Annotated in this window: 26 protein-coding genes and 1 riboswitch; of the genes, 18 read left to right on the top strand and 8 right to left on the bottom strand. The window is 55.4% G+C overall.

The window, feature by feature from the left end:
* The first annotated feature begins 1 nt into the window (after position 1).
* The 10 genes from ACTG39_RS04935 (at position 2) to ACTG39_RS04890 (ending at position 8,999) form a co-directional block, all read left to right on the top strand.
* Positions 2-673, top strand: coding sequence for a YfgM family protein (locus ACTG39_RS04935; protein ID WP_439106424.1), 672 nt, complete (start codon positions 2-4; stop codon positions 671-673).
* A gap of 1 nt (position 674) precedes the next feature.
* Positions 675-1,850 (top strand): outer membrane protein assembly factor BamB, encoded by a 1,176-nt coding sequence (bamB, locus tag ACTG39_RS04930; protein WP_439106423.1) that lies wholly within the window; start codon positions 675-677, stop codon positions 1,848-1,850.
* Between the two features lie 5 nt (positions 1,851-1,855).
* On the top strand, positions 1,856-3,280 hold the full coding sequence (gene der / locus ACTG39_RS04925) for a ribosome biogenesis GTPase Der (protein ID WP_439106422.1): 1,425 nt from the start codon (positions 1,856-1,858) through the stop codon (positions 3,278-3,280).
* A 4-nt stretch (positions 3,281-3,284) separates the two neighbouring features.
* On the top strand, positions 3,285-3,668 hold the full coding sequence (locus ACTG39_RS04920; protein WP_439106421.1) for a group III truncated hemoglobin: 384 nt from the start codon (positions 3,285-3,287) through the stop codon (positions 3,666-3,668).
* 145 nt (positions 3,669-3,813) lie between these two features.
* Positions 3,814-4,017, top strand: a complete 204-nt coding sequence (locus tag ACTG39_RS04915; RefSeq protein WP_439106420.1) for a hypothetical protein — start codon at positions 3,814-3,816, stop codon at positions 4,015-4,017.
* A 10-nt stretch (positions 4,018-4,027) separates the two neighbouring features.
* Positions 4,028-4,858 (top strand): GIN domain-containing protein, encoded by an 831-nt coding sequence (locus ACTG39_RS04910; RefSeq protein WP_439106419.1) that lies wholly within the window; start codon positions 4,028-4,030, stop codon positions 4,856-4,858.
* A gap of 20 nt (positions 4,859-4,878) precedes the next feature.
* Positions 4,879-5,259, top strand: a complete 381-nt coding sequence (locus ACTG39_RS04905; protein WP_439106418.1) for a GntR family transcriptional regulator — start codon at positions 4,879-4,881, stop codon at positions 5,257-5,259.
* Positions 5,243-6,091: an ABC transporter ATP-binding protein gene (locus ACTG39_RS04900; RefSeq protein WP_439106417.1), complete on the top strand. Its 849-nt coding sequence runs from the start codon at positions 5,243-5,245 to the stop codon at positions 6,089-6,091. The genes ACTG39_RS04905 and ACTG39_RS04900 overlap by 17 nt, the downstream gene beginning before the upstream one ends.
* A gap of 3 nt (positions 6,092-6,094) precedes the next feature.
* The gene (locus ACTG39_RS04895) at positions 6,095-7,240 is read left to right on the top strand and encodes a hypothetical protein (protein WP_439106416.1); all 1,146 of its coding nucleotides are present in this window, start codon (positions 6,095-6,097) and stop codon (positions 7,238-7,240) included.
* A 166-nt stretch (positions 7,241-7,406) separates the two neighbouring features.
* Entirely contained in the window at positions 7,407-8,999 is a 1,593-nt protein-coding gene (locus ACTG39_RS04890; protein ID WP_439106415.1) for an isocitrate lyase, read from the top strand.
* Positions 9,000-9,081: 82 nt separating this feature from the next.
* On the opposite strand, the gene ACTG39_RS04885 is transcribed toward ACTG39_RS04890, so the two are convergent.
* Positions 9,082-9,972 (bottom strand): fatty acid desaturase family protein, encoded by an 891-nt coding sequence (locus tag ACTG39_RS04885; protein WP_439106414.1) that lies wholly within the window; start codon positions 9,970-9,972, stop codon positions 9,082-9,084.
* Positions 9,973-10,098: 126 nt separating this feature from the next.
* Here ACTG39_RS04885 and ACTG39_RS04880 point away from each other — a divergent pair, with 126 nt between their 5' ends.
* From ACTG39_RS04880 to sstT, 5 genes are all read left to right on the top strand, one after another.
* Positions 10,099-11,010, top strand: coding sequence for a LysR family transcriptional regulator (locus ACTG39_RS04880; protein WP_439106413.1), 912 nt, complete (start codon positions 10,099-10,101; stop codon positions 11,008-11,010).
* 250 nt (positions 11,011-11,260) lie between these two features.
* Positions 11,261-11,470 (top strand): cold-shock protein, encoded by a 210-nt coding sequence (locus ACTG39_RS04875; protein ID WP_439106412.1) that lies wholly within the window; start codon positions 11,261-11,263, stop codon positions 11,468-11,470.
* Positions 11,471-11,583: 113 nt separating this feature from the next.
* Positions 11,584-12,108 carry a winged helix-turn-helix transcriptional regulator gene (locus ACTG39_RS04870; RefSeq protein WP_439106411.1) on the top strand — a complete coding sequence of 175 codons (525 nt, stop codon included), beginning with the start codon at positions 11,584-11,586 and terminating at the stop codon, positions 12,106-12,108.
* Positions 12,109-12,156: 48 nt separating this feature from the next.
* Positions 12,157-12,981, top strand: coding sequence for a class II aldolase/adducin family protein (locus tag ACTG39_RS04865; protein ID WP_439106442.1), 825 nt, complete (start codon positions 12,157-12,159; stop codon positions 12,979-12,981).
* Between the two features lie 115 nt (positions 12,982-13,096).
* Positions 13,097-14,302, top strand: coding sequence for a serine/threonine transporter SstT (gene sstT / locus ACTG39_RS04860; RefSeq protein WP_439106410.1), 1,206 nt, complete (start codon positions 13,097-13,099; stop codon positions 14,300-14,302).
* Here the strand turns inward: sstT and ACTG39_RS04855 are convergent.
* From ACTG39_RS04855 to ACTG39_RS04835, 5 genes are read right to left on the bottom strand one after another with little or no spacing between them, the layout of a single operon-like run.
* Positions 14,299-15,231, bottom strand: a complete 933-nt coding sequence (locus tag ACTG39_RS04855) for a helical backbone metal receptor (protein ID WP_439106409.1) — start codon at positions 15,229-15,231, stop codon at positions 14,299-14,301. The genes sstT and ACTG39_RS04855 overlap by 4 nt on opposite strands.
* Positions 15,182-16,006, bottom strand: coding sequence for an ATP-binding cassette domain-containing protein (locus ACTG39_RS04850; RefSeq protein WP_439106408.1), 825 nt, complete (start codon positions 16,004-16,006; stop codon positions 15,182-15,184). The genes ACTG39_RS04855 and ACTG39_RS04850 overlap by 50 nt, the downstream gene beginning before the upstream one ends.
* A complete protein-coding gene (locus ACTG39_RS04845; RefSeq protein ID WP_439106407.1) occupies positions 16,003-17,013 on the bottom strand; it encodes a FecCD family ABC transporter permease in 1,011 nt (336 codons plus the stop codon). Before ACTG39_RS04845 ends, ACTG39_RS04850 begins: the two co-directional genes overlap by 4 nt.
* Before the next feature lie 3 nt (positions 17,014-17,016).
* Complete coding sequence (gene cobO, locus ACTG39_RS04840; RefSeq protein WP_439106406.1) at positions 17,017-17,628, bottom strand: cob(I)yrinic acid a,c-diamide adenosyltransferase; 612 nt, start codon at positions 17,626-17,628, stop codon at positions 17,017-17,019.
* Entirely contained in the window at positions 17,618-19,507 is a 1,890-nt protein-coding gene (locus tag ACTG39_RS04835; protein WP_439106405.1) for a TonB-dependent receptor plug domain-containing protein, read from the bottom strand. Before ACTG39_RS04835 ends, cobO begins: the two co-directional genes overlap by 11 nt.
* 145 nt (positions 19,508-19,652) lie before the next feature.
* Positions 19,653-19,835: riboswitch (cobalamin riboswitch) on the bottom strand.
* Between the two features lie 121 nt (positions 19,836-19,956).
* Between ACTG39_RS04835 and ACTG39_RS04830 the strand changes: the two genes are divergently transcribed.
* Both ACTG39_RS04830 and ACTG39_RS04825 read left to right on the top strand, forming a co-directional pair.
* Positions 19,957-20,502: a DUF501 domain-containing protein gene (locus ACTG39_RS04830; RefSeq protein WP_439106404.1), complete on the top strand. Its 546-nt coding sequence runs from the start codon at positions 19,957-19,959 to the stop codon at positions 20,500-20,502.
* 65 nt (positions 20,503-20,567) lie between these two features.
* Positions 20,568-21,161 (top strand): DUF2452 domain-containing protein, encoded by a 594-nt coding sequence (locus tag ACTG39_RS04825; protein WP_439106403.1) that lies wholly within the window; start codon positions 20,568-20,570, stop codon positions 21,159-21,161.
* Here ACTG39_RS04825 and ACTG39_RS04820 read toward each other — a convergent pair.
* Complete coding sequence (locus ACTG39_RS04820) at positions 21,158-22,696, bottom strand: S10 family peptidase (RefSeq protein WP_439106402.1); 1,539 nt, start codon at positions 22,694-22,696, stop codon at positions 21,158-21,160. The genes ACTG39_RS04825 and ACTG39_RS04820 overlap by 4 nt on opposite strands.
* A 53-nt stretch (positions 22,697-22,749) precedes the next feature.
* Between ACTG39_RS04820 and ACTG39_RS04815 the strand changes: the two genes are divergently transcribed.
* Complete coding sequence (locus ACTG39_RS04815; protein WP_439106401.1) at positions 22,750-22,986, top strand: hypothetical protein; 237 nt, start codon at positions 22,750-22,752, stop codon at positions 22,984-22,986.
* Between the two features lie 38 nt (positions 22,987-23,024).
* On the opposite strand, the gene ACTG39_RS04810 is transcribed toward ACTG39_RS04815, so the two are convergent.
* Positions 23,025-24,719, bottom strand: a complete 1,695-nt coding sequence (locus ACTG39_RS04810) for an alpha/beta fold hydrolase (RefSeq protein WP_439106400.1) — start codon at positions 24,717-24,719, stop codon at positions 23,025-23,027.
* Between the last annotated feature and the right edge of the window lie 23 nt (positions 24,720-24,742).

Raw genomic sequence — 24,742 nt, 5'->3', positions numbered from 1 at the left:
CGTGGAAAGTTATCGTACAGAAGAAGAACAGGTTGAAGCGCTCAAGAGTTGGTGGAAAGAGAACGGGCGCAGCACCATGGTCGGCGTTGTGCTCGCGCTGGGCTTGGGCTTTGGGTGGCAAGCCTGGCAAAAGAGTCAGGAAGTGGCTGCGCAAAGTGCCTCAAATCTATACCAGCAAATGCTTCAGGCACTCTCCATCGAGGAGGGGCAGGGAGCGTCCACTGTTGGACGGCAGATCGCCACGGAGCTAAAGGATAGCCATCGAGGTTCCGTTTACGCGCAGTTTGCTGCCCTGCATCTGGCGAGACTTGCGGTGAATGAGGGACTGCCATCGCTGGCAGAACAGGAGTTGCGCTGGACGCTGGCTATGGCTGATGTCAATGATGATGTTTATCAGATTGCTCAGCTTCGTCTCGCCCGCGTATTGGCGGACCAGGACAAGCAGGAGGAGGCCCTCGCTATGCTGCAGGGAGCTACTACTGACTTTGTGGCGTCCTATGCCCTCGCTAGAGGCGACATACTCTTGAGCCAAGGAAAGGAGGCGGATGCGTTGGTTGCCTATGAAAGTGCTTTGGCAGCCCTTGAAGAGGGCGCCCCGGTACCACAGACCCTGCAAGACAAATTGGAGTACCTCGGTGCCCGCTTACAGGCCGCGGTAGCGGAGGCAAGCTGAGGTGAGATTCCTGCGCAATATCGCTCTGCTGTTTTTACTCGCCACCCTCGCTGGCTGTGAAACGATATCGGGCTTTTTTGAAATGGGCGATGACGAAGATCCGCAGCAACCTGCGGAGCTTCTGGATATAGAGCAGCAACTGAATGTCCGCAAATTGTGGTCCGTGGGCGTCGGCGATGGTCAGGGCGATGGTTTGTATAAACTCCAGCCGGTGATCGATGGCGAAATCATCTACGTCGCAGCGGCCGAAGGCGAAGTGCGCGCCATTGAGCGCAGCAGTGGCAATACGATCTGGCGGCAGAAGCTCAAATTGGGACTGTCCGGTGGTGTCGGCCATTATGAGGATGGCTTGTTTCTGGGCGGCAGCGACGGCCTGGTGATGCGTCTTGACGCAGACACGGGGGAGACCTTGTGGACCAGTGAAGTTAGCGGTGAGGTGCTGGCTGCGCCGCAGAGCAACGGACGGGTCGTGGTCGTTCAAACTTACGATGGAAGGCTGTACGGTTTTGATTATGAAACCGGAGAGCGCATGTGGCGCTATGACAGCAACTTGCCAGTGCTGACGATTCGGGGAACCAGTACCCCGGTTTTAGACGGTGGCGTCGTGTATGCAGGTTTTGCGACGGGACGAGTGTTGGCCTTTGATGCCCTCGATGGCTCTGTGCGCTGGGAAGCTCGTGTGGCGATCCCCCAGGGCCGGTCCGAGATCGAGCGTATCGTTGACGTCGACGGCACCATGGCGGTGGTCGGTACGGAGTTGTACGTCGCGAGTTATCAGGGGCGTATGGCCGCTCTGGATACGCGTACAGGGCGCAAACTCTGGCAGCGGAATGTGTCATCGTTTTATGGCGTTTCTCAGGGGTTCGGCAACGTCTATATCACCGAAGAAAGCGGCACTGTCACGGCGTTTTTACGCAATGGACAGGGGATTCGCTGGGAGCAGCCTGCACTCGCGTGGCGCGGTTTAACCCGACCCATACCCGTAAGTAGCTATTTGGCCGTCGCAGACTTTGAAGGCCATCTGCACTTGCTGTCTCAGGTGGATGGCGAGTTTTTGGCCCGGGTTCGGCCGGGCAAGGACGGGGTCAGGGCCGATATGCTCGCTGACGGTACCATGCTGTACGTCTACACCAATGGTGGAAAGCTCATCGCCTACGACATCAGACCGAGATCCTGATCAGCGTGTTACCGGCAATCGCATTGGTAGGGCGCCCGAATGTCGGTAAGTCGACGCTGTTCAATCAGCTTACGCGCTCTCGCGATGCGCTGGTGGCGAATTTATCCGGTCTGACGCGGGACCGTAAGTATGGTGAGGGGCGCAGCGAGGATCGTGCCTTTATTGTCATCGACACGGGTGGTGTTAGCGGTGACGAGGAGGGGATCGATGCCGTGATGGCCGAGCAATCACTGCTCGCTATTGATGAAGCAGATATCGTGCTACTGCTTGTGGATGCCCGAGACGGCTTGAATCCCGTGGACGAGCAACTGGTGAAGTATCTTCGCCAGCAAGGTCGGGACTTCCATCTTGTGGTTAACAAGATTGATGGCCGTGATCCCGATGTGGCGGTGAGTGAGTTCCATTCCCTCGGCATCGCATCGATGCACGCTATAGCAGCCGCTCACGGTCGCGGTGTGCGCCAGATGATTGAGTCGGTACTTGAGACCGTGCCGCTGCCAGAAGTCGACGACACTGCAGAAGAAGAGCAGGAAGGTACCCGGGTTGCCGTGGTGGGACGTCCAAACGTTGGGAAGTCCACGCTGGTTAACCGCATTCTGGGTGAGGACCGCGTCGTGGTCTATGACCAGCCGGGAACCACAAGAGACAGCGTCTACATTAACTTTCTGCGCGAGGGGCGACCTTACACCCTTATTGATACTGCCGGCGTGCGGCGCCGCAAGAATGTACGCGAGGCAGTAGAGAAGTTCTCCATTATTAAGACCCTCAGCGCCATTAGCGACGCCAATGTGGTTGTGCTTCTGGTGGATGGTCAGGAAGGGCTTGTGGATCAGGACCTGCATCTTCTTGGACATTGCCTGGAAGCGGGTCGCGCATTGGTTCTGGCGGTGAACAAGTGGGATGGCCTGGACCCGGATCAGAGAGAAATGGTGCGCTCAGAGTTGGATCGACGGCTCAGGTTCGTGGACTTTGCGGACACGCACTTTATTTCAGCCTTACACGGCTCTGGTGTGGGCACACTGTTTGGCTCTATTGACGCGGCTTACGCCGCCGCTATGCAGCCCATGGGGACCAGTCGTCTTACGCGGATTCTAGAGGATGCCGTCGCAGATCATCCGCCCCCATTGGTCAGCGGTCGGCGCATAAAATTGCGCTACGCGCATGCGGGAGGCCGCAATCCACCGCGCGTGGTGGTGCACGGTAATCAAACCGATAAAGTGCCCAACAGCTATCAGCGGTACCTGGAAAAAACCTTTAGCCGAAGCCTGGAGCTCACCGGTACGCCCCTGCGTATTGAGTTTCGTAGCAGTGATAATCCCTTTGCCGGGCAGCGGAACAAGCTGACCAACCGTCAGATCAATCGAAAACGGCGCTTGATGGCTCACGTCAAGCAAGCCAAAAAGAGCAAGCAACAGAAAAAACGTCGATAAGGTCATGCCAGCTAACGATGCAGAGGCCAGTGAGCAGATTGGTCGGTTCGTGGATGCGTTCTACGAGAGGATACTTGCAGACTCTCTACTTGCGCCGGTGTTTCTGGACGTAGCCAAGATCGATCTGGTGGAGCACCTGCCGAGGATCAAGGCCTACTGGCGAAAGATGCTGCTTGGGCATAGCGATTATCAGCGGCACATGATGCAGCGTCATCGTGAAGTCGACTACCGGCAGCGCTTGTCTCCTGAGCACTACCAGCGTTGGCTGACGCTCTTTGAAGATACCCTCGAAAAACACCCCCTTGGAGCGTCTAGCGAGCGTGCTCTGACACTGGCACGACGAGTTGCAGTGAATATGCGACAGAATCTGGAGCGTTTTCGGGCTTAAACCTAAAGTAGTTTCTATATAAATCAGGCAAGATACTGAAATATAATAATAAAATGATCATTTTTTGCTATATTTTCGTGCCTTGCAGACGCGGATTTGGGTGTTATAGTCCACCATAACACCCACGGAACTACGGAACAGAATCATGATTAGCCTACGCAAGGGAATGACCGGCTCAACGTCAAGACGCATGCTGCTGCCGGCATTAGTCTTCCTCGCATGCGCATCAATGAGTGCTGCGGGCGGCGGCGCCATCGCTGCTCTTTGCCTGGTACCTGCGGGCCTTGCTATCGAAGCAGCTCGCAGTAACGACCGCAGGGATCCTGCGGAAGGGGTTCAAGATGCGTGAGTTACTCACAATGTCAGCCCTTAGCGGCGTCCTTGCTTTGTCGGCCGTATCACTCCAGCTGTTGGCCGAAGAAGAAACCCGCCGTGTGGAGGGTCTGGATTTCGATGAGGTTATGGTTTTTGGTGATGCCGAAGTGGAAATCAACCAGGGCGATGAGTATCTCTTGCAGTTACGCGGCCCGGCAGAGTTTCTGGACTCGGAGCCGTTCTACGTAAAGCGCGATACCTTGGTCCTTGGCGCGCGGAAAAACTCCCGCGGCAAAAAGAATCGACTGCGCTTTCGCGTGGTGATGCCAAACCTTGAGGAACTTCAGGTCAAAGGGTCTGGCACGGTTTACATCAAACCCTTTGTTTTTGATGAGCCGCGGCGCATTGCTCCCCTGAAGCTGTCCGTAGACGGATCCGGAGAGATTAATGCCTTTGAACTCGTAGGTTCTTCAATTGAAATCGACGTCGAGGGTTCCGGTGACTTCAGAGCGGTGAGCATAGATGTGAAAGATTTAGAAGCCGTCGTGTCGGGCAGCGGCAATTTGTTTGTCGAGACGGTTAGGGCTGAAACCGGAGAGTTTATCGTCACCGGCTCAGGTGATCTGCGAGTGACCGAGGACGGCTTTGTGGACACCATCGAGGTAAATGTCGTGGGTTCCGGCGACATTCGTATGTCGGGAGTGAACAGCAGACGCGCGGAGACCAATATCGTGGGCTCGGGCGCGGCGTCCATTGGCGAGGTCGGCGAGAAATTGAATGCTTCAATACTGGGTAGTGGCGATGTCGTCTACGGCGGGTCACCGGAAGTTGAACGTGTCGAGCTGGGTAGCGGAGAAGTTCGTCGCCGCGACTAGGTCGCGTGACGGGATAAATTATGGAATGGACAGAAGGACAGCCTATTTACCGCCAATTACGCGACCTGGTTATTCAGCGCGTGATGGATGGTAGTTTTCCCGAAGGGGAGGCTATTCCATCGGTTCGGCAGGTGGCCACAGATTACCGCATCAATCATTTGACGGTGGGTAAGGCTTACCAGGAACTGGTGGAGATGGGCTTGCTGGAGAAGCGTCGGGGTCTGGGCATGTTTGTGGCGTCCGGAGCGAGACATTCGCTCACCGATGACGAACAGCAAAAGTTTTTGGATGACGAGCTACCAGCCTTTGTTGCCCGGGTGCGGGTGCTGGGGCTCACTATGGAAGATGTGATGGAACAGCTTATGACAATGCAGGGGAATGTAAATGCAGACCATCATTGAGGCGCAGGACCTGCGGCGTAGCTTCGGTGACCTTCGCGCGGTGGATGGCGTGGATTTGTCAATTTCGTCGGGAAATGTCATCGGCTTAATTGGCCCCAACGGCGCGGGTAAAACCACCTTATTAAAAGCACTGCTTGGCCTTACGACCTGTGAGGGTGAGCTGTCGGTCATGGGTTTCTCGCCCATGGCCGATCGAGGTCGCATGATGGAAGACGTCTGTTTTATTGCAGATACAGCGGTGTTGCCTCGCTGGATGCGCGTGTGTGAATTACTGGACTACGTGACCGGCACGCACCGGCGGTTTAACCGGGATCAGGCCGAGGCGTTTCTCGCATCCACGGATGTTGAGCAAAATCGTCGCGTGGGTGATCTTTCCAAGGGAATGACCGTGCAGTTGCACCTGGCGATCGTCATGGCCATCGATGCCCGTTTGCTAATTCTCGATGAGCCCACCCTTGGTTTGGACATACTGTTTCGAAAGCGTTTTTATGAGCAGTTAATCAATGACTACTTCGATGGCGAGCGAACTATTCTGGTGTCTACCCATCAGGTCGAAGAGATACAGAACATCCTGACGCACGTTATGTTTATGCACCACGGTAAGTTGATTCTTCACGAGTCACTTCTGGATATTGAGGACCGTTTTCAGGAAGTTCATGCCTTAGGCGAAGCCGCGGCCCGAGCAGAGCAGCTCCCTTACATTGGCAAGCGAAACATTCTGGGGGGCAAGGCGTTCATCTTCGAGTCCATGAGTCCCGGTGAGATTGCGGGGCTCGGCGAACTGCGGACGCCGTCGGTCTCGGATCTCTTTATAGCTAAGGTGGGGGGATAGACAATGACTACCACCCAAACTTCCCAGTTTGTAACCCTGATTCAGCGCGAGTTTCGTGAATACAAAAACTCGCTCTTCTGGACGCCAATTATCACCGCCGTGGTGCTTGCGGTGCTGATGCTCGGTAGCGTCGTTTTGGTCAATCGCGTCAGTGTGATTGGAGATACGATTCTCGAAGCGATGATGCGCAAAGGTGGTGATAACGTAAACATCTCCATCACTATTGGTGAGGACGGAGAGGAAGAGTTCACTATCGTAGAAGTGACGCAGCCCGTGCTATCAGACGGCGAGGATGTGGATGGCAGCGGCATGCCGCAAGCGCCCGCTGCTCCTTCGGCGCCCGGTTATCAGGTGTTTGTGGAGAAAGACAGTTCCGAGGAGTTATGGAACTTCTCCAGGGAGTGGAGTTTTAATCCCAAGAGCGATAAGAGCCCCACCGCTGAAGACGGCGATGATATGGCGGATGAGCTCTCGGGACGAGAACTCAACGTTATGCTCAGTGTTGTGCATGGAATCCTGCTTCTAATACTGCTCCTGACAACTGCGAATTATTTGCTTAGCTCGCTCTATGATGATCGAAAGGATCGTAGCGTATTGTTCTGGCGCTCTATGCCCGTGACAGAGTGGCAAATCGTACTCTCCAAGTTTGTGGTGGCCTTGATTTGTGCGCCGCTCATTTACATTGCCATAAGCCTGCTACTGCAGTTGGCCTACGTGCTGCTGATGATGTTGTTGGTCGCGCGCATGGATCAGGACCCCTTTGCGGTTGTGGTCAACAACATCGACTTTGCGGCGCTGATGCTTGATCCCATGAGTGGCTGGGTCATGACAGCCTTACTTATCGCCCCAGTGTATGCCTGGTTACTCTGTGCTTCTGCACTGGCGCGACGGTCGCCGTTTCTTATGGCAGTTACTCCATTCATTGTGCTCTTCGCCGCAGAAGGTATCTTTCTGGGTACCGAAGTTGTCGATAATGCAGTGAGCCGCCACTTCCCGCATTTTTCCGACAGTTCGGCGGTAGGCTTCTATCTGTTCGGTCCCGATTGGATGGCCCTGGATCTGCTGAGCGTAGCGGCGGGGCTGGCGTTTGCGGGCATTGCTCTGGCGGCGGCTGTTTGGCTGAGGGCCCATCGATGGGAGCTTAACTAGGGTGTCGCGGCTCCTTGGGCAGCTCTCTTATATAATTCACGTAGTGAATACCACAAATACAAAACATCGATTAGGCTTATAGTGGTCTAATGTCCTAGACTTCATCCCGTTACTGAGGCCGCGACAGCGGTTGACCCATTTGATTTGTTTTTAAGGGACGGGATCTATGACCTACCAACAGGAAATCCAGGCGGCGGCGGACATTGTTTCCACCAACGGCGAGAGCTGGAAAGATATCAATCCAGAGCATGCAGCGCGCATGCGCCTCCAAAACCGCTTTCAGACCGGTATCGATATTGCCCGATACACTGCCGGGATCATGCGCAAGGATATGGCTAACTACGATGCCGACACTGCGCAGTACACGCAGTCGCTGGGTTGCTGGCACGGCTTTATCGGCCAGCAAAAGCTGATTGCTATCAAGAAGCACTTTGGCGATACCAACAGACGCTACCTCTATCTGTCTGGCTGGATGATTGCAGCGCTGCGTAGCGAATTTGGTCCCTTACCTGATCAATCTATGCACGAGAAGACGTCGGTATCCGGTCTCATCGAAGAGCTCTACACCTTTCTTCGTCAAGCCGATGCCCGAGAGTTAGGTGGCCTTTTTCGAGAGTTGGATGCAGCGCGCAAAGCCGGTGACGAAGTGGCTGCGAAGGCTGTTGAAAACCAGATTGATAACTTCCAGACACATGTTGTGCCGATCATTGCGGACATCGATGCCGGTTTCGGTAACGCCGAGGCTACGTCCCTGCTAGCCAAGAAAATGATTGAGGCGGGTGCCTGCGCTATTCAGATCGACAACCAGGTCTCTGACGAGAAGCAGTGTGGACACCAGGACGGCAAGGTGACTGTGCCTCACGAGGACTTCCTCGCTAAGATCCGTGCGGTTCGCTACGCTTTCCTGGAGCTGGGTGTGAACGATGGCATCATTGTCGCGCGTACTGACTCTCTGGGTGCTGGCCTGACCAAGCAGATCGCTGTAACGCATACCCCGGGTGACCTGGGTGATCGATACAACAGCTTCCTCGATTGCGATGAAATTGAAGCCTCGGAACTCGCTAGCGGCGATGTCGTTATCAACCGAGGTGGCAAGCTGTTGCGTCCAAAGCGTCTGCCCTCGAACCTTTACCAGTTCCGTAAGGATACGGGTGTAGAGCGTGTGATTCTGGATTGCATTACCTCGCTGCAAAACGGCGCCGACCTGCTGTGGATTGAAACAGAGAAGCCCCACGTAGGGCAGATCGCCGAAATGGTCAATACCATTCGCGAGACTGTGCCAAGCGCCAAGCTTGTATACAACAACTCGCCGTCCTTTAACTGGACCCTGAACTTCCGTCAGCAAGTTTTTGATGCCTGGAGCCAAGCGGGGCAGGACGTATCTGCGTACGATCGTGACAAACTCATGGCTGTGGACTATGACGCCACGGATCTGGCGCTGGAAGCTGATGAACGCATCCGTACCTTTCAGGCTGATGCCGCGCGAGAAGCAGGTATCTTCCATCACCTGATCACGTTGCCGACTTACCACACCGCGGCACTGTCGACGGACAACCTGGCCAAGGAATACTTTGGCGAAGCAGGCATGCTGGGTTACGTGAAAGGTGTTCAGCGTCAGGAAATCCGTCAGGGTATCGCCTGTGTTAAGCACCAAAACATGGCTGGATCTGACATGGGTGATGATCACAAGGAATACTTCGCCGGTGATGCAGCGCTTAAGGCCGCTGGCGAAGACAACACGATGAACCAGTTCGGCTAAAGCGAAGGGTTTCTCGACAACAAAGCCCGGCTAGCGATAGCCGGGCTTTACTACGAAAAGCAGTCCTCTTCTTTTTTCTTGACTAAACACCTTCATATTGTGCGTTCGGCGCCTTGCCATTGAGCCGATGGATCGGGGAGCCCAGCGTCATCATAGTGCTTTCAATTTGATCGAACACGGCGTGGTAGCGATAAAAGGGCACCCGCGGGTACAGGTGGTGGATAGAGTGATAGTTCTGCCAAAGCCACAGTGCCGTTACTGGCCAGCGAGCCGCGCCGGTAACGTGAAACGTTGATGTGGATCCCCAGCGACTGGTGTCTTCATGAGGATGGTGAACTATCCAGGCGAAGAAAACGGCGGTGATTACGATGCCGAGTACGTTGGGTAGCACGAAGTACCAGAGAACCTCTTGACCAAATCCGGCGAGCGCCGGCAAAACCCGCAATCCAAGAATGGCGACGGTTTCGAAAACAAAGCGCCGTCGCTGCTTCGGCTTTAGTGACGCCCAGCGGCCGAAATACCAGCGGTATTGGGCTGGCGCAATCCAAAGAGTACCGGCGATAAGCCCCAGCAATCCCTTACCAAAAACTCGATCCGGGTCTCTTTCAGAATCGTTGGTGGCCTGATGATGGGCCAGGTGCTCTGTGCGGTGCATTGTGTAGGAGATGCCAGTAACTGTTCCTGCGAGCCAGCCTGTCAAATCGTCCATCCAGGCTAGCGTGGGTCGTCCTCCTGACACATTGCGGTGCACGGACTCATGAAGCGGTGTGTAAGCCGCAAAGTAAAGATAGGACGCGATAACCAGAAATACACCGTAGCGCAGGAGTCCGGCGAGAGCGGCCCAGGTAACGGCGATGATGCTCAGGCTTATCGCGGCTATAAAAACCAGTGTTGACGAAGCGGGGCGGCCCATTTCCCCGATGGCTGCTTCGAGGGCTTTTTTCTCAAGGTCCTTAATATCTACATTGCTCATTGTTATTAAGCTCTGGAATGTTCTGAATCGGTCTTCAGTTTGCAATTAAACCTGTAAAAAATAAAATTAATCATTTTGTTTATATAATAAGAAAATGTAATAGCCAGAACGGTGACGGTTTTTATCATGTACCACTTAAGACAACTTCAATGTGCGTTGGCGCTGGCTGAATACGGACACTTTGGAAAAGCGGCAGACGCCATTGGTATTACCCAGTCGGGACTGACCCAGAGCATCGCCCGGCTTGAGTCCCATTACGGCGTAGCACTTTTCGATCGCCAGCGAGACGGTGTTCGTCCTACGGCATTAGGCGAAGTACTGTTGGATGACGCAAGAATCATCATTGATCGACTCGATGACACCTCCCGCCGTATTCAGTTGATGAGTGAGTTGGATATCGGCGAGCTATCCATTGGCGCTGATCCGATGATCTCCGCCGAAGTGCTGAGTCCGGTCTTTGTGGAACTCCTCGAAGCCCATCCTCAGCTGAGTCTCCGGCTGCGAAGTGGTCCCCCCGGCGAGCTGTTACCAGCACTGGAGCGTAACGAGCTTGATCTCTACGTCGGCTTTCCTCATCACTCTATTGGGACGCGCTTCCACACGACTGCATTGGAATTCACTGCCCCCAGGGTGGTGATGGCGCCTACCCACCCTTTAACAGAGTCGAAGACACCGGATTTACTGGAGTACCTGAAGTATCCGGTTATTCAAGGGCCTATTGCCCAGTGGTACACGAGCTGGGCCGAAGAAGAGTTTGAGAACGCCGGGGCGTCTCATGCGCTACAGCAGCACTACTTCCTTTCAGCGGATAACACCGGCCCGCTGATTTCAATGCTGAGAAGTTCCGAAGCAATAATGGCGGCGATGTACGAAGATGTGCGGCTCGCATTGACAGCAGGAGAGCTGGTCGAAAAAGCCCCTCTACGCTGGCCACAACATGTGCCCGGCGTGATCGTAACTCAGCGCGGGAGTGCGCTTTTACCAGCGGCTGAGCGACTCATTGGCGGGCTGATAAATCGTTTTGGCGTAAAAGGATAAAACCAGCGGATTTTAGGGCTAGCGGGCGCTTTTAATCGTTTGACTTGGGGGAGAGCGCCCTGTACCTTGCGCGCAGCTAAAAGCAAGTCTCATGTTTATGTTCTTCGTTACGTGTTCTCTCAGTAGTTCGTCGTCCTGCAGGTTCTAACAACAGTCTTTTTTGCGGCTACTATCGCCTCCAAACGACGGCATTCTGATCGAGTGTCTCTTGGACGCAGCTTTAATTTATTATTTACAGGAAAATGACGTTATGTCCGAAACAGTAACCGGTACCGTGAAGTGGTTTAATGAGTCTAAGGGCTTTGGCTTTATCGAGCAGCAAAACGGCCCAGATGTATTCGCTCACTTCAGCGCGATCACTGGCTCTGGATTCAAGACTCTGGCTGAAGGCCAGGCAGTTGAGTTCACTATCACTCAGGGCCAGAAAGGTCCTCAAGCCGAGAACATTGTCGCCGTATAAGGCACAGTATTTTCTAAAGAGGCAAGCCAGAAATGGCTTGCCTTTTTTTGTGCCTGCGAGAAAGTGCACGCTGCGACCCATAAAACCTAATGTGACCAACAGAGGAGTAGTCCATGCGTTGGGATGATGTTGATCTTCAGGTCTGTTCCGTGGCCCGCGCTCTGTCGGTAGTCGGGGAGCGCTGGACGCTGCTCATTTTGCGAGATGCGTTTTTTGGCACGCGGCGTTTTGATCAGTTTCAGTCAAATTTGGGGATTACGCGACACAGGCTATCCGAGCGCTTGGGTAAGCTCATTGATCAAGGCGTCCTCACCCGGGTTCAATACAGTGAAAAGCCGCCGCGCCATGAGTACCGCTTGACCCGCAAGGGATTGGGCTTGTACCCGGTGTTAATGATGCTGGGCCGCTGGGGCGACGAATGGATGGATCGCGGCGATGGCGCGCCGGTGGAGTACTTTCATCAACAGTGTGGCAAGAAGACAGTGCCGGTAATGACCTGCAGTGAGTGTCATGAAGACCTTCGTCCTCAGCACGTGACGCCTATGGTGGGCCCCGCGCTGGCAACCCACGTAAAAGGGGTGCGAGTGGGAGAGACATCCTTACCCGCTTTCCCGCACCTCGACCGGGAGTCCAACTAGAGAGTTGTATGGTCATGCGCTAGCATTGACTAAAGTCTATAACATCGAATTACTACACGCGAAACAGAAAGGAGAACGACCATGGGTGAAGCAGCTGCTGACCTGGTAATGAATCAAGGCGACACGGTGACCATGAATACCGTGCTCGATGACGTTGCAGCAGAGCGACTCAAGCGCAAACAGCGCCTTGCCGCGTCTCTGCGTATTTTCGGAAAGTTTGGTTTTGATGAAGGCGTAGCCGGACACATCACCGTGCGTGATCCCGAGCACACGGATCACTTTTGGGTGAATCCCATGGGTCGCTCCTTCAAGCAAATGCGCGTGAGTGATCTGCTGAAAGTAGATCACTCCGGTAATGTCGTAGAGGGCGAGGGCCTTCTCAATGGCGCGGCATTTGCGATTCATTCACGCATTCATATGAACCACCCGGAGATTACTGCGGCGGCGCATTCCCACTCGGTTTACGGGAAGTCCTGGTCGAGTCTCGGTCGTAAACTGGATCCACTCACACAAGACTCCTGTGCGTTCTACGATAGCCACGCCGTGTTTGAGGATTTCACTGGCGTTGTACTGGATGTATCTGAAGGTGACCGGATCGCTGATGCGCTTGGCGACAATAAAGCTGTGATCCTTCAAAACCACGGGCTTTTGACCGTTGGGGAAAGCGTTGATGAAGCCTGCTGGTGGTTTGTCACCATGGAGCGCAGCTGTCAGGCACAGCTTATGGCCGAAGCCGCCGGCACGCCCAAGCCTATTCCCCATGAGGTCGCCGCCAGCACCGCTGAGCAGGTGGGTTCGCATCTCGCGGGATGGTTCAGCTTTCAGCCGCTCTATGACGTTATTGTCGCGGAGCAGCCTGATTTGCTCGACTAAGCACTGATTGCGCAGTACCCAAAGCCCGGCCCCGTGCCGGGCTTTTTCTTTAGTGCGCGCATCATAAAAACCAGCGCTGACGTACAATGGCGCCTTTCCAGAATGAGGATAGGCTGTGGAGTTGTCGCAAATAGGTCTGGTTCCGCGCATTGTGATTGGGGTTATCGCTGGTGCTGTGGTGGGTATGTTGTTTCCCGGTGTGGCCACAGAGCTGGGGCTGCTAGGTCAGTTGTTTGTGGCCATGCTCAAAGCTGTGGCGCCCCTGTTAGTAATGTTGCTGGTTATGTCCGCGATTGCGAATCGCCATGAGCGGTCTGCGGATTCCCGGCGAATCTTGATTACCCTCGTGCTGTACTTCGTCGGCACAATGAGCGCAGCCCTTGTTGCGCTCTTATTGTCCAGCGCATTCCCGCAGACGCTTGCCTTGAGTGGTGCTGCGGATGGAGCGCCCCCGGCCGCGGTGGGTAGCGTGCTCAGTGATGTCCTGTTCAAGCTTGTCGACAATCCGATCAATGCCTTGCTGACAGGTAACTTTTTGGGCTGCCTCAGCTGGGCCATTTTGCTGGGTTTAAGCTTTCGTCGCGCCTCGGAGGCTTTTCGCCAAAATCTGCAAACCCTGGCGGATGGCGTGGCGGACGTCGTCCGATACGTAATTGCGCTTGCGCCTATCGGTATTTTTGGCCTGGTTTGTCTGACTGTGGCAACCACCGGCGTTGAGGTGCTTGCCGATTATCTAAGCGTTGCCGGGCTTTTGGTGGCGGCCATGCTGATCGTGGCTTTGTTGGTGAATCCACTCTATGTCTGGCTGCTCACACGACAGAATCCTTATCCCGTGGTTTTTCGCTGTCTTGAAGAGTCTGGCGTGACGGCATTTTTTACCCGCAGCTCTGCGGCCAACATCCCTGTGAATCTTGCTTTGGCGAAACGCTTGGGAATCAGCGAGGAGCTTTATTCAGTGACGATTCCCGTGGGGGCGACCGTCAATATGGCGGGAGCGGCCATCACCATAACCACCTTGTCCATTGCGGCGGCGCACACGCTAGGCGTAGAGGTTTCTTTTGCACAATCATTACTGCTCTGCATTGTCGCTTCACTGGCGGCTTGCGGGGCATCCGGAGTGCCTTCGGGCAGCCTGTTGTTGATTCCTTTGGCCTGCGGCCTGTTTGGTATTCCTGTCGACATAGCCATGCAGGTCGTTGCGGTGGGCTTCATTATCAGCGTGATTCAAGACTCTGCAGAGACCGCGCTCAATTCCAGTACCGATGTGGTTTATACCTATGCCGCTGAGCACGCTCGAATCGGTGAGCGTCAGGCTACTTAATTGAGGTCGGCTTTGTTGCGAATTGGGGCTATGCGCTCGCAAATTTGTCGCATGCCATCCAGCAATCGCAATGTTGGTCTGTGAAGCAGGTCGGGATTGATGATGACGATGTTGTCGTTGCGCGTGGCCTGAAGTCTCGGATAGTTGTGCCAGTGTTTTGCCTGCGCTGGACTCTCCACGATGATCAGCGCTGGATCATCAGCAAGGACAGCCTCCATGCTTACCTGGGGCGCTAGACCAGAGATGCTGCGGGTGATGCTTTGGCCGCCGCAGCGTTCGATAACTTCGTTTAGCAGGTGTTCGCCGCCAATACTTTGCAAGGGCTGGTCCCATAGTTGTAAGAACACGCCTGGACGGTCGTCAGTGGTTTGAGCTGCCTGGATAGCTTCCCGCTGCGTTAGAGATTGCGTCAGTTGCCGGGCTGCCAACGTTCCCTCTGCTGAATGTCCCGTCAAGGCTCCCAGCGCTTCAAAACTATTGCCCAATTCATTAAGGGATCGAATCTCGTCGACAAAGTAGGGCAGCTTGAGACGTTCGATACTCGAACGCAAACCGGTGGGCGTTCCCGACCCCCAGAGAATGATGAGGTCGGGCTGCAGGGCAACGATATGCTCCAGACTCACAGAGCCCACGCCGCCAAGACGAGGGATGCGCTTAGCCGACGCCGGGTAGTCGCTGTACTGAACGGTGCCCACGATCGTGTCTTGAGCACCAATTGCAGAGAGGTTCTCCACGATATGCGGCGCTAGCGCGACAATGCGTGTAGCTGGCGCGGAAAGCTCTACCCGACGTCCCTCGGCATCGCTGGCGTGGACGGCAGCGTGGGCGTGGGGCAGGGCAAGGAGCAGCCAGACCGCGGGCAGCAAAAGGTAGCGTAGTTTAGAAACCGGAAGCATGGGGGTCTGGATAAACGAGGAGTGATTCTTCATTACTGCTGCGCCGAATCTTTATCGGGAAGTCATAGAGCTCGCTGAGCGAGTCTTCCGTAAGCTGATCGTCGGTATCCCCAAGCGATAGCACTCTGCCACCTTTGAGAAACAGCAGTCGATCCGCACAGCGACTCAGGAGATTGATGTCGTGCATTACCAAAAGTACGGCGCAGCCCCGTTCTCGGAGCTCACCAAGAACCCTCAAAAAAGCTTCTTGATGGCGAACATCCAGTGCGGCGGTGGGTTCGTCAAGAATCAAAATCTGTCCTGTTAAGTCCTGCGCAGATTGTTCAGACTTTTGGTGTGGCAGCAGCTGCGAGAGAACTCGGGCAAATTGGGTTCGTTGTTTCTCACCACCGCTCAGGCACGAGAAACTTCGGTGGGCGAGGGCAGTGAGCGCACAGTCTCCAATTACCTGCTCAATCACCTGTTCACCAGAGCCGCCCATGTCTCCATGGGGCGAGCGTCCCAGAGCGATGACCTGGTGCACTGTAAAGTCAAACTGCAGTCCCATGCTCTGGGGTAGTACGGCCATTCGTCGGGCTCGCCGCTGGGCGTCAATCGATCCTAGCGCCTCGCCGGCAAAACGCACTTCGCCGCTGGAGGGTGAGTAGTCGTTGCAGGCCAATCGCAGAAGGCTACTTTTGCCCGCACCGTTACTCCCTGCGATTCCAAGGATCGTACCTGCGCCCAAGGTCAAGCTAACATCGCTCAGTATCGTGCTGCCCTTGATGCACAGTCCTGCCGCCCGCATTTCCAGTAGTGGACTATTCATGAGATGACGAGTCGCGCCTGGTAGCGGCGCAGGAGAATCAGGAAGTAGGGCACGCCCAATAGCGCGGTGACAATGCCCAGAGGTATCTGAGCGGGTGCCAGCAAGGTGCGTGACAGAAGATCGGCCAGTACGAGAACCAGTGCCCCAAGCAAGGTGCACCGAGGGAGCAGTGCTCGGTGCTCGGGGCCCGCATAGAGTCGAACCATGTGGGGGACCACGAGTCCCACAAAGGCTATAGCGCCCGCCAGGGCCACGGTAACGCCCATACCCGCTGCAATAAGCGTTGTGAGGATGGCTTTGCTTCGGTCGACGTTGTAACCCAGGTGTCCGGCTTCTGCCTCGCCCAATAAAAAAGCGTTGAGCACATCGCGCAGGGGCTTTGATGCGAGGGTTAAAAGCGCGAGTGCCGTGGTGGCTATGCCTAAGCTGGAATAGCTCGCCCCCGCCAGGGAGCCTAGACGCCAAAGTGCAACGCGCCTCAAAGTGCTGTTATCAACAGTCATTTCCAGAATACTGACCATGGCGCCTGCCAGAGCGGTGATAGCAACGCCAGCGAGCAACAACGTTGATACCGAGGTACCTTCGGTCGTGCGCGCAATGCGATAAACAAGGGTAGTGGCAGCGAGTCCTCCCCAGAAGGCACCGACTGCAATGGAAACGTCACCCCCCACACCTGCACTGATGCCCAATGCAAGTACCAGGGCGCCCCCCAGAGATGCACCCCCGGTCACTCCAATCAGGGAGGGGTCGGCAAGTGGGTTGCGGAACATTCCCTGGGACATTGCGCCCGTCAGTGCCAGCAGGCCGCCGATGGCTGCTGCCTGAAGAACACGGGGTAAACGCAGTTGCAAAAGGAGCGCATTGTGCAGGCTGTCGCCGTTGCCCATCATCACGGCGAAAACCTCATTAACGCTAAGAGGCACTGCGCCCAGCACGAGCGCTGCAAAGATCGCCAAAAGCAACAGCAGTGCTAAGGCTGACGGGGATCCCAGACCGGAATAGGACACGACTCAGTAATCGACGCCGCGACGGGCCTTAATGCCAGCGTTATAGGCATGCTTGACGTCCTTCACCTCGGACACGGTGTCCATGATTTCCCTGAGACCTGTGCCGCCTCCACGACCTGTCACAACCACACTCTGTTCTGCAGGCCGATTTTGGATGGCCTCAATCACTTCGTCTTCGCTGAGATAATCGAAGGAAAGCATATACGTCAGCTCGTCCAGGACCACCAGATCGAAGCTGGAGTCGCTAAGCATCGCCAAGGCCTTCTCCCAGGTAGTGCGGGCGGCCGCGATATCGGAGCTACGATCCTGCGTATCCCAGGTGAATCCGGTACCCATTTGATAAAAGGCGACATCGGGGCAGCGATCCCGAACATAGATCTCTTCGCCCGAGAGCTGCTGTCCCTTGATGAACTGAACGACACCGACTTTCTGGTCATAGCCCAGGGCTCTCAGGACCATGCCGAAAGCTGAACTGGTTTTGCCTTTGCCGTTGCCGGTAAGAAGCAGGGCAACACCGCGCTCGATGTCGGCCGCAGCAATAGAGGCATCAACCGACTCTTTTTGTTTCTCCATAGCCGCCTTGTGGCGAGCATCCTTTTTGGCATCAGAACTCATAGCGTACTCCTGCGTAAGCAGATTGCCCGGCAGTATTATAAGTGGGGATTTCTGTGTACTCCTCGTCCAGCGCATTTTCCAGGCGGGTGTAGATTGTGAGGCCAGGGAAAAGCTCTAAGCTCGCATTCATATCTAAAAGCACATAGTCATCCAAGGCGTTTCCCAGGGTATCTACGGCCTCGGCGGAGGAGCGGACGTTCAGCCCCAGCCTAATCTTGGACGTCGGACTCAGATAGGCAAGCCGCAGGTTGGCTAATTGCTCGGGCCGAAAGGGACGCTGTTCACCGGTGGGTGCGGTAGTTTCGTTCCAGGTGTAGTTGCCGGAAATGCGAAAACCCATGGCCAGAGGCAGCTCGGCAATAAGCTCGATCCCTGTAGAGTCCGAAAGCCCTGCGTTCTGTAAGTAGCCGGAAAAAGCGACCACATCGAAGGTGATGAGATCGTCAATCTCCTGATCGAACCATGTGGCTTCCAGATAGATGCCAGATTCTGAGGCCCAGACTACGCCAATGTCATAGCCCTCACTGGTTTCTTCGCTCAGCACCGTGTCTGATGCTGGTGGTGCGGCAAAGGGGCCATTGTTGTAGCTGATTTCATACAGGCTTGGGGCACGAAAGCCCGTGCCGTAGGCGCCTTTGAGCTTGAGTTCACCGCTGGCAAGGTCGGTGTTCCATGCGCCACTGAGGCGGTAGCTCAGATATTCGCCAAAGTCATCATTGTCATCATGTCGTAGGCCAGCCGTGACTGTGAGCTGCTCCCTAAAGCGGCCCTGATATTCGCCGTAGACTCCGGTCTGTTGCCGGGCGCGATCAAAGCTGCCGTCATCGATAGACTCCTCTTCTCGATCAACGCCATAGACCAGTGAGAGAGCATCGGAGTCTCGCCACTGGCCGACGTAGCTGAGACGCTCTAATGCGCCCTCCGCTTTGAAGAACAACGCGTCTTCTGCGAAAAAGTCTCGCTGCGTAGTATTTTCGCTATAGGCGAGCTCATGGGAAAAGCGGTCCTGACTTAGCGCCGCGGACACTCGCCAGCTGTCTTGTTCGAAGCTGTCGTCGCAAGCGTTAGTAGGCAGAAAAGCGGCGTTAAAACAGCCATCAAAGGCGTTTTCTCCCTCGACCTTTCGCACCACGCCTTCAAGACGGAAGCTATCGCTGACGTCCCAGCCCGCTCTGGCATGAATCGTTTGGTTGTCGTAGCCGTCTGCGTCGCGTAGATCCGCGTCTGTGTTGCGTGCGTTGAAGCCGTCGGTAGAAAAGTCCGCGCCACTGACGAGAAAGTCCACGGCGTCGAAGTTGCCGCCTACACGGCCACTCAATTGTTGTGTCCCGTACCGGCCCTGTTCAATCGCGACTCCACCGCCCAGTCCCTCGCCCGGGGTGGCGGTATGTATGTTGATGACACCGCCAGCGTCCGCGCCGTAGCTAAGACCCTGCGGGCCACGAAGTATTTCTACGCGTGAGATCCCGGTAGTCAATAACTGCTCCAGTCGAGGGCTGACCTGTGGGCTTGAAGTATCACTGACATCAATTCCGTCTACTATCACCAGAGTCCTGTAGCCTTCCTCACCGCGAATACGAAGGCTGGTGGCTTTGCCCGGACCGCCATTGTTTGTTGCCGCGACGGAGGCTTGCGTGCGAAGAAGATCGGGCAGGTTCAAAAACCCGCGCTGAATAATCTCGTCTTCAGAGAGGATGGTGACTGATGCGCCAACCTCTCTGAGAGGGATGGGTACGCGGGAAGAGCTCACGACTACCTCTTCCAGCAGGCTTTGGGCGCTGACTCCCAGAGTTTGAGCGAGAAGCCCAAAAGCAAGAGAGGTCTTTAGGGGCAGGGTGCGGCGCGGATGCGGCGGCCTGGGTAACTTAGAGTTGTGCATGTATTTGTCCTCAATTGCCAAAGGGCGATTGAGGGAGGGGATCAAGGAAACGAAACACCGCCTGCACCTTTTTGCGGTCTACGAGCGACGCGCGTAGACAGGTGAGGACTGCATTCAGCGACCCTTAATGAAGCCCTCCGCTCCATCGGTGCTATTTGCCAGGGCAGGTATCGGGCTCGTAGTGCGTTCACACTACCTACCGTTGCGGGGGCAGCGCAGGAATAGACCAAGCAAAAACAGACGCTCTTGATGATCGTGAACCTGCTTCCCTTTTAACCTGTCCCGACACTTTCGCGTATCGACAGGCACCCAAGGCGGGAGCAGAGTAGGTCGCTGTCCGGATATTGTCAAACATTGGGACTTGCAAAAGCTGTGATGCAAACACCGACAATTTCTGAGTCGCGCCGTCAAGGCTGGGATACGCCCCCAGCAGAGGGTATCTTTGCGACATGAGTACTACTGATAAAGTTAGCCCCGTAGACGAGGCAATGCTGGCGGTCGTAGAGACGCGTCTTGGTCGTCGTCCCCGAGGGTTTCGGGCCGTAGCGGCGTTGGACGAAGATGGCCTGCCTGCGGTTATTCGGGTCGCGTCTTTGGTCGAAGGTAAGCCCTTTCCTACGCTTTTCTGGCTAATAGACCCCAAGCTCAATCTTCGTATCGATCGAGAGGAAGCAAATGGTCGCATCAGAGATTTTCAATCGCGTATTGACGCCGATGCCGCGCTGCAGCGAGCCATGGAGGCAGATCATCAAGAGCATATTCGCCTGCGAGAATCTTATCTCCAAAGGGAAGAGCGAGCGTTACTGGAAAGTCGAGGGCAGTGGAGTGCGCTAGCTGAGCGTGGTATCGGAGGCATTGCTGACTTCAAGCGTATTCGCTGCCTGCATACCTGGTATGCGGCGCATTTAGTTGAGGCGAATACCGTGGGTCGGATGCTGGATACGTACTGGGCGGAGCCTGATTGTTCCTTGCCCCCCTCCCAGGCGGTGAGGTAAAGCAGAGCGCGGCACAAAGTTGTCCACACGCAGAACCGAGTGCGACCGTTGCGCGTAAGATCCCCATGTCACGCAATCCTCATAAGAATCCCAACCCCCAAGGAAAGGGCGTCGTTCCAGTGCTTGCTCACTGGGGCGAGACCCGCCCCGCCTACGCTGGCGCTAAAGCCCCCGCCGAGCTACTTTTCGATTGGTTCGCCTCGGTATTAGTACTGTCTGCAAAATTTCAGTTCAAGCCCGCTCTGGGGCAGATTTACTACCTGTATGCGCGAGAGGGTAACTGGCAGCTATCACTGGTGGGGCCGTCTGAGTGGGGAGATCGTGAAGTCGGTGACTGCCTGGGTACCTGCGAATTGAGACCAGACATGACCTGGGCGATCACGCCCGATGAGGCCATGGCAGAAAATCCGCGTCTTCAAAACGCCTTGAGTACTCTGATCGATGCGTTTATGACGGGTTTCGACAGTGACGATGCGCTGGCGGATCACCTGCCAGGATATCGACGGGAACTTCCCTATTACCAACGCATGCTTGCTACGGGGCTTGGCGCTTCCCTGCGAGGGTCGGCGAGCGCAGCTAACACGCTGCAGTCGCCTTTAAAGCTCATGCTTGAGGAAGCCGGCAGCGATTTCTCGCGCCGGCTTCTGCATAGCGACTAGCGTAGTTGCTCTTCCAGAAACGCGCGTACATCCCTGAGTAACTCCAGTCGCGCGTCTTCGTTGACATACATCATGTGGCCGCCGCCGTAGTAGCGATAGTCGACACGGTCCGGCGTGATGCCATAGCGATTCAGCGTATATTCCGCATCGAAGAACGGGGTGACCAGGTCGTAGTAGCCTGAGGCGACAAGCACCTTTAGCCCTGGGTTCGCTTCGAGCGCGCTTACAAGATTGTGCGAGGTGTTAACCCAGTGGGGTTCCCAGTCTGCATCTCGTCCTTTGGGGTTCCAGTTCCACTCGTCACTGAGCCTGGGGTCAGCGGGTGAAAGATACCTTCGATCCCAATTAACCGCCAAGTCACTTTGCACATAGCTCATGATCGCGGCTTTGTAGGCACCGGAAATAGCATTGCTTGCCGCATCAAAGTCGGCTCGTGCCGTCAGGTCATCGACCGGGTCACCGATATAGCGACCATCCAGGGTGCCGACAATTTTCCCTTCATCGCGTAAGAGTTCCTTAGCAAAACGGTTGCCGCGAACTCGTAGGTTGGCACGCTCAACGTACTCGGGCGTCAGACCGGTGAGGCGAGCGAGCTCGTCACGGACCCGCAATCGATCTTCAGCATCAAGGGTGTTGCCTTTAAAAAGAGCGGGAAGCAGTTCATCTACCGCGAACTCCCGTGCGCTCTGAACCCATTCCTCAAGGCTGGCACCCTGGGCATCAATACGCTCATGGTAATAGGCGGTGGCCGCCATGGTTGGCACATAAGTGATGTGCGAAATGAGGTTGTCAGCGACATAAGGGGTAGAGCCAGCATAGTCGAGCGCCTGCGAGATAAACACGATCCCGTTGAGTGCCACGCGGTGTTCAGTTTCGAGTATGTCGGCAACTAGCGCGGCACGGGTAGTTCCATAGCTCTCCCCTAATAAAAACTTGGGGGAGTTCCAGCGATTATTCTCATTCAGCCAGCGACGAATAAAAGCGGCCATCGATTCCGCGTCTTCGGTTAATCCCCAGAATTCCTTGCCGTCATGTTCTCCCAAAGTTCGAGAGAAGCCGGTGCCTACCGGATCTACGAACACCAGATCTGTGACGTCCAGGATGGTCTCTGTTGAGTCCACTATCGGGTAGGGCGGGGCGCCGGCATGACCGGCGTCTGATGGTACGACTACGCGTTTGGGTCCAAAGGTGCCCATGTGTAGCCACAGTGATGCGCTACCGGGGCCGCCGTTCCAGACAAAGGTTACGGGTCGGTCCTTGCCATCGTTGAGCGCAACATAGTCGAAGCTGAAGATAGCGGCGCTAGGCTCTCCGTTCTCATCCTGTAAATAAGTCTCACCAGCCCGTGCGCGATAGCGCAGCTTTTGGCCGTTAAAAGTCCCGCTGTGCTCGGTGACAAACTCAGTTGCTGCGGGTATCGAGGTTTCGGCACTAGGCGAGTCGACTTCTATTTCGATATCGGCACTGTGGCTAAGGGGCGAGGCCAGGAGCAACGGCGTTAGCAGGCCGATCATGAGTGAGTGTAGGGGGCGCATTCAGGTCTCCAAACAAGTGAATCGCTGAAGTTTAGCAATTTTAAGAAACAGCCGTGTCCCACCCCTATGCCATTGCGATCATTGACGATGTGGTCTGGTACAACGAATCGGGCATGCGGCCGGACGCACTGGTGCGCTTTGATCCCTCGACGGAGCGTTTTCAGAGCTGGGCTATTCCTTCGGGTGTCGGCATCGTGAGACATGTATGGGTGACACGCGAAGGAGAACTGCTGATACATCAAAGTAGCAGTAACCGAATCGGACGGGTCACTATCTATCCTTCTGACTAGCGCTCTGAGATAGCCAGATCTCGCCTTTTCCGCGGCGTCTACTGAACCGTAGCGCGGGTAATGAAATCCAAGAGGGGATAGTTGTCGTTCAGGTACTCGCTGCCGCCTCTTTCTATGGGACCCTGCTTGCCGCCGCGAAGGCCGCCGCCGGCATTTTCGCCATAAAGTCCGTACAGACGATCTACCACTTCCATTCCATCTGAGATCGAACCAAAGGGCGCGAACCCCCCATCGTCGAGTCGCGTGTTGTCGACAGTGTTAATAAACACTTGCGTGCTGCGAGTATCTGGCCCGGTCATGGCAAACGCTATGCTGCCTCGCACGTTACTGCTGCGAACCTCGTCATCCCGAATCATTTGCTCTTTCCAGGTTTGCTGAATAGACGGCTGGCCATGAACACCGAATTGCGCAATAAATCCTGGAACAACACGATTAATGTGGACACCATCGTAGTATCCCGCGCTCACCAGTTGGTAAAAACGATCGGCTCCGAGAGGCGCCAAATCCCGCTCAACAGCAACGCTAAAGCCACCCTCTGTGGTTTCAAAGCGCGCCGTGAATGTATCGGGAGCGCGTGCCGACCAGATCTCGGCATTGGGGTCTGCTAGCGCGCTATAGTCTCTGGGCGAACGGGGTTCAGGTTCCGTTGCCTCAAGAAAACGCGCCAGATAAGGCCCCCAGATACTGGGCAGAGAATGAGTGCCATGGCCGCGAGTCAGCTCTGTAATACCCAAGGTGACAGCCTTGCCCTGGGGCACCTGTTTGATATGAGATTCCAGGAGCATAAGCTCCGGAGGGTTTACCTGGTCATCGGCAGAGTTGATAGCCAGTAGCGGGGCTGTGATGTCCTTAAGCCGCGGTGCGGGGTTGTAGTCTCGTGACGCGTCAAAGGCATAGATGAGATCGTTTGCATCCATGGCGGCGCTATAGCGATCGAGAGCGGCCTCAAGCATGGTTTCGGCAGCGACGCGTGTGGGAGCGACTGCTTGATAGTTTAGCGGGCTGGAAACCATAAAGATCAAGGGATACAGCGCTTCGCGAAGACCGGCGGGTTGGGCGCTGTAGAACCCATCCTGGTAGTCAGGGTCATTTTTCACGCCATCAATAATCATCTTTCGCATCATGCGATTGCGGCCCGCGATTTCCACCGGCAGGCTGGCCAAGGGCATGAGCGCATCCATATAGTCCGGATGTTCATAGCCCCAGACCCAGCTCAACATGCCACCCATGGATGTGCCCGTGACCAGGCGCAGGTGATTGATGTTTAAGTGCTCCGTCAGGAGTTTGTGTTGCGAGCGCACCATGTCGTTATAGCTGTACTTTGGAAAGGCTGCCGCGGACCCGGCGCTGGGTCTGCTCGACTGTCCATGTCCTATCGCATCCGTAAGCACAATGTAATAGCGGGAAGCGTCCAGAATTCCTCCACTGCTAAACAGCACAGCTGCAAATTTGTCCCGCAGGAATCCTGCACCGCTGCCCGTAGTGCCGTGCATGATTAGTACGGCGTTGGTCACTTCGCCCTCGGCGTTACGTCGGGGAGTCCCCAGAGTACGATAGTGTTGGGTTAAGGACTCGGTGCTGCCATCTTCGTAGCTGAAGTTATCGATGGTGAACTGTCCGTCAACGGGAAGGAGCTCCAGCGCTGCGATGCTGACGGTAAAACTCAGGCTAAAGACAAAAGCGACGAATCTGAAGAAAATCTGGCTCCATGAGTAGTATTTGATCGTTGTCATGGTCGTCGTTCCTGTTTTGTCTG

Origin of the sequence: Congregibacter sp., from assembly GCF_965662665.1 — a bacterium.
GTDB lineage: Bacteria > Pseudomonadota > Gammaproteobacteria > Pseudomonadales > Halieaceae > Congregibacter.
Note: the sequence above shows the minus strand (reverse complement) of the source record. Positions and strands in the feature narration are given on the sequence as shown.

What these genes read in the sequence shown, in the direction of transcription:
- ACTG39_RS04920 (WP_439106421.1), top strand. Translation starts at nt 3,285, where the DNA reads ATGCCAGCTAACGATGCAGAGGCCAGTGAGCAGATTGGTCGGTTCGTG.
- ACTG39_RS04915 (WP_439106420.1), top strand. Translation starts at nt 3,814, where the DNA reads ATGATTAGCCTACGCAAGGGAATGACCGGCTCAACGTCAAGACGCATG.
- ACTG39_RS04910 (WP_439106419.1), top strand. Translation starts at nt 4,028, where the DNA reads ATGTCAGCCCTTAGCGGCGTCCTTGCTTTGTCGGCCGTATCACTCCAG.
- ACTG39_RS04905 (WP_439106418.1), top strand. Translation starts at nt 4,879, where the DNA reads ATGGAATGGACAGAAGGACAGCCTATTTACCGCCAATTACGCGACCTG.
- ACTG39_RS04900 (WP_439106417.1), top strand. Translation starts at nt 5,243, where the DNA reads ATGCAGACCATCATTGAGGCGCAGGACCTGCGGCGTAGCTTCGGTGAC.
- ACTG39_RS04895 (WP_439106416.1), top strand. Translation starts at nt 6,095, where the DNA reads ATGACTACCACCCAAACTTCCCAGTTTGTAACCCTGATTCAGCGCGAG.
- ACTG39_RS04890 (WP_439106415.1), top strand. Translation starts at nt 7,407, where the DNA reads ATGACCTACCAACAGGAAATCCAGGCGGCGGCGGACATTGTTTCCACC.
- ACTG39_RS04885 (WP_439106414.1), bottom strand. Translation starts at nt 9,972, where the DNA reads ATGAGCAATGTAGATATTAAGGACCTTGAGAAAAAAGCCCTCGAAGCA.
- ACTG39_RS04880 (WP_439106413.1), top strand. Translation starts at nt 10,099, where the DNA reads ATGTACCACTTAAGACAACTTCAATGTGCGTTGGCGCTGGCTGAATAC.
- ACTG39_RS04875 (WP_439106412.1), top strand. Translation starts at nt 11,261, where the DNA reads ATGTCCGAAACAGTAACCGGTACCGTGAAGTGGTTTAATGAGTCTAAG.
- ACTG39_RS04870 (WP_439106411.1), top strand. Translation starts at nt 11,584, where the DNA reads ATGCGTTGGGATGATGTTGATCTTCAGGTCTGTTCCGTGGCCCGCGCT.
- ACTG39_RS04855 (WP_439106409.1), bottom strand. Translation starts at nt 15,231, where the DNA reads ATGAAGAATCACTCCTCGTTTATCCAGACCCCCATGCTTCCGGTTTCT.
- ACTG39_RS04850 (WP_439106408.1), bottom strand. Translation starts at nt 16,006, where the DNA reads ATGAATAGTCCACTACTGGAAATGCGGGCGGCAGGACTGTGCATCAAG.
- cobO (WP_439106406.1), bottom strand. Translation starts at nt 17,628, where the DNA reads ATGAGTTCTGATGCCAAAAAGGATGCTCGCCACAAGGCGGCTATGGAG.
- ACTG39_RS04835 (WP_439106405.1), bottom strand. Translation starts at nt 19,507, where the DNA reads ATGCACAACTCTAAGTTACCCAGGCCGCCGCATCCGCGCCGCACCCTG.
- ACTG39_RS04830 (WP_439106404.1), top strand. Translation starts at nt 19,957, where the DNA reads ATGAGTACTACTGATAAAGTTAGCCCCGTAGACGAGGCAATGCTGGCG.
- ACTG39_RS04825 (WP_439106403.1), top strand. Translation starts at nt 20,568, where the DNA reads ATGTCACGCAATCCTCATAAGAATCCCAACCCCCAAGGAAAGGGCGTC.
- ACTG39_RS04820 (WP_439106402.1), bottom strand. Translation starts at nt 22,696, where the DNA reads ATGCGCCCCCTACACTCACTCATGATCGGCCTGCTAACGCCGTTGCTC.
- ACTG39_RS04810 (WP_439106400.1), bottom strand. Translation starts at nt 24,719, where the DNA reads ATGACAACGATCAAATACTACTCATGGAGCCAGATTTTCTTCAGATTC.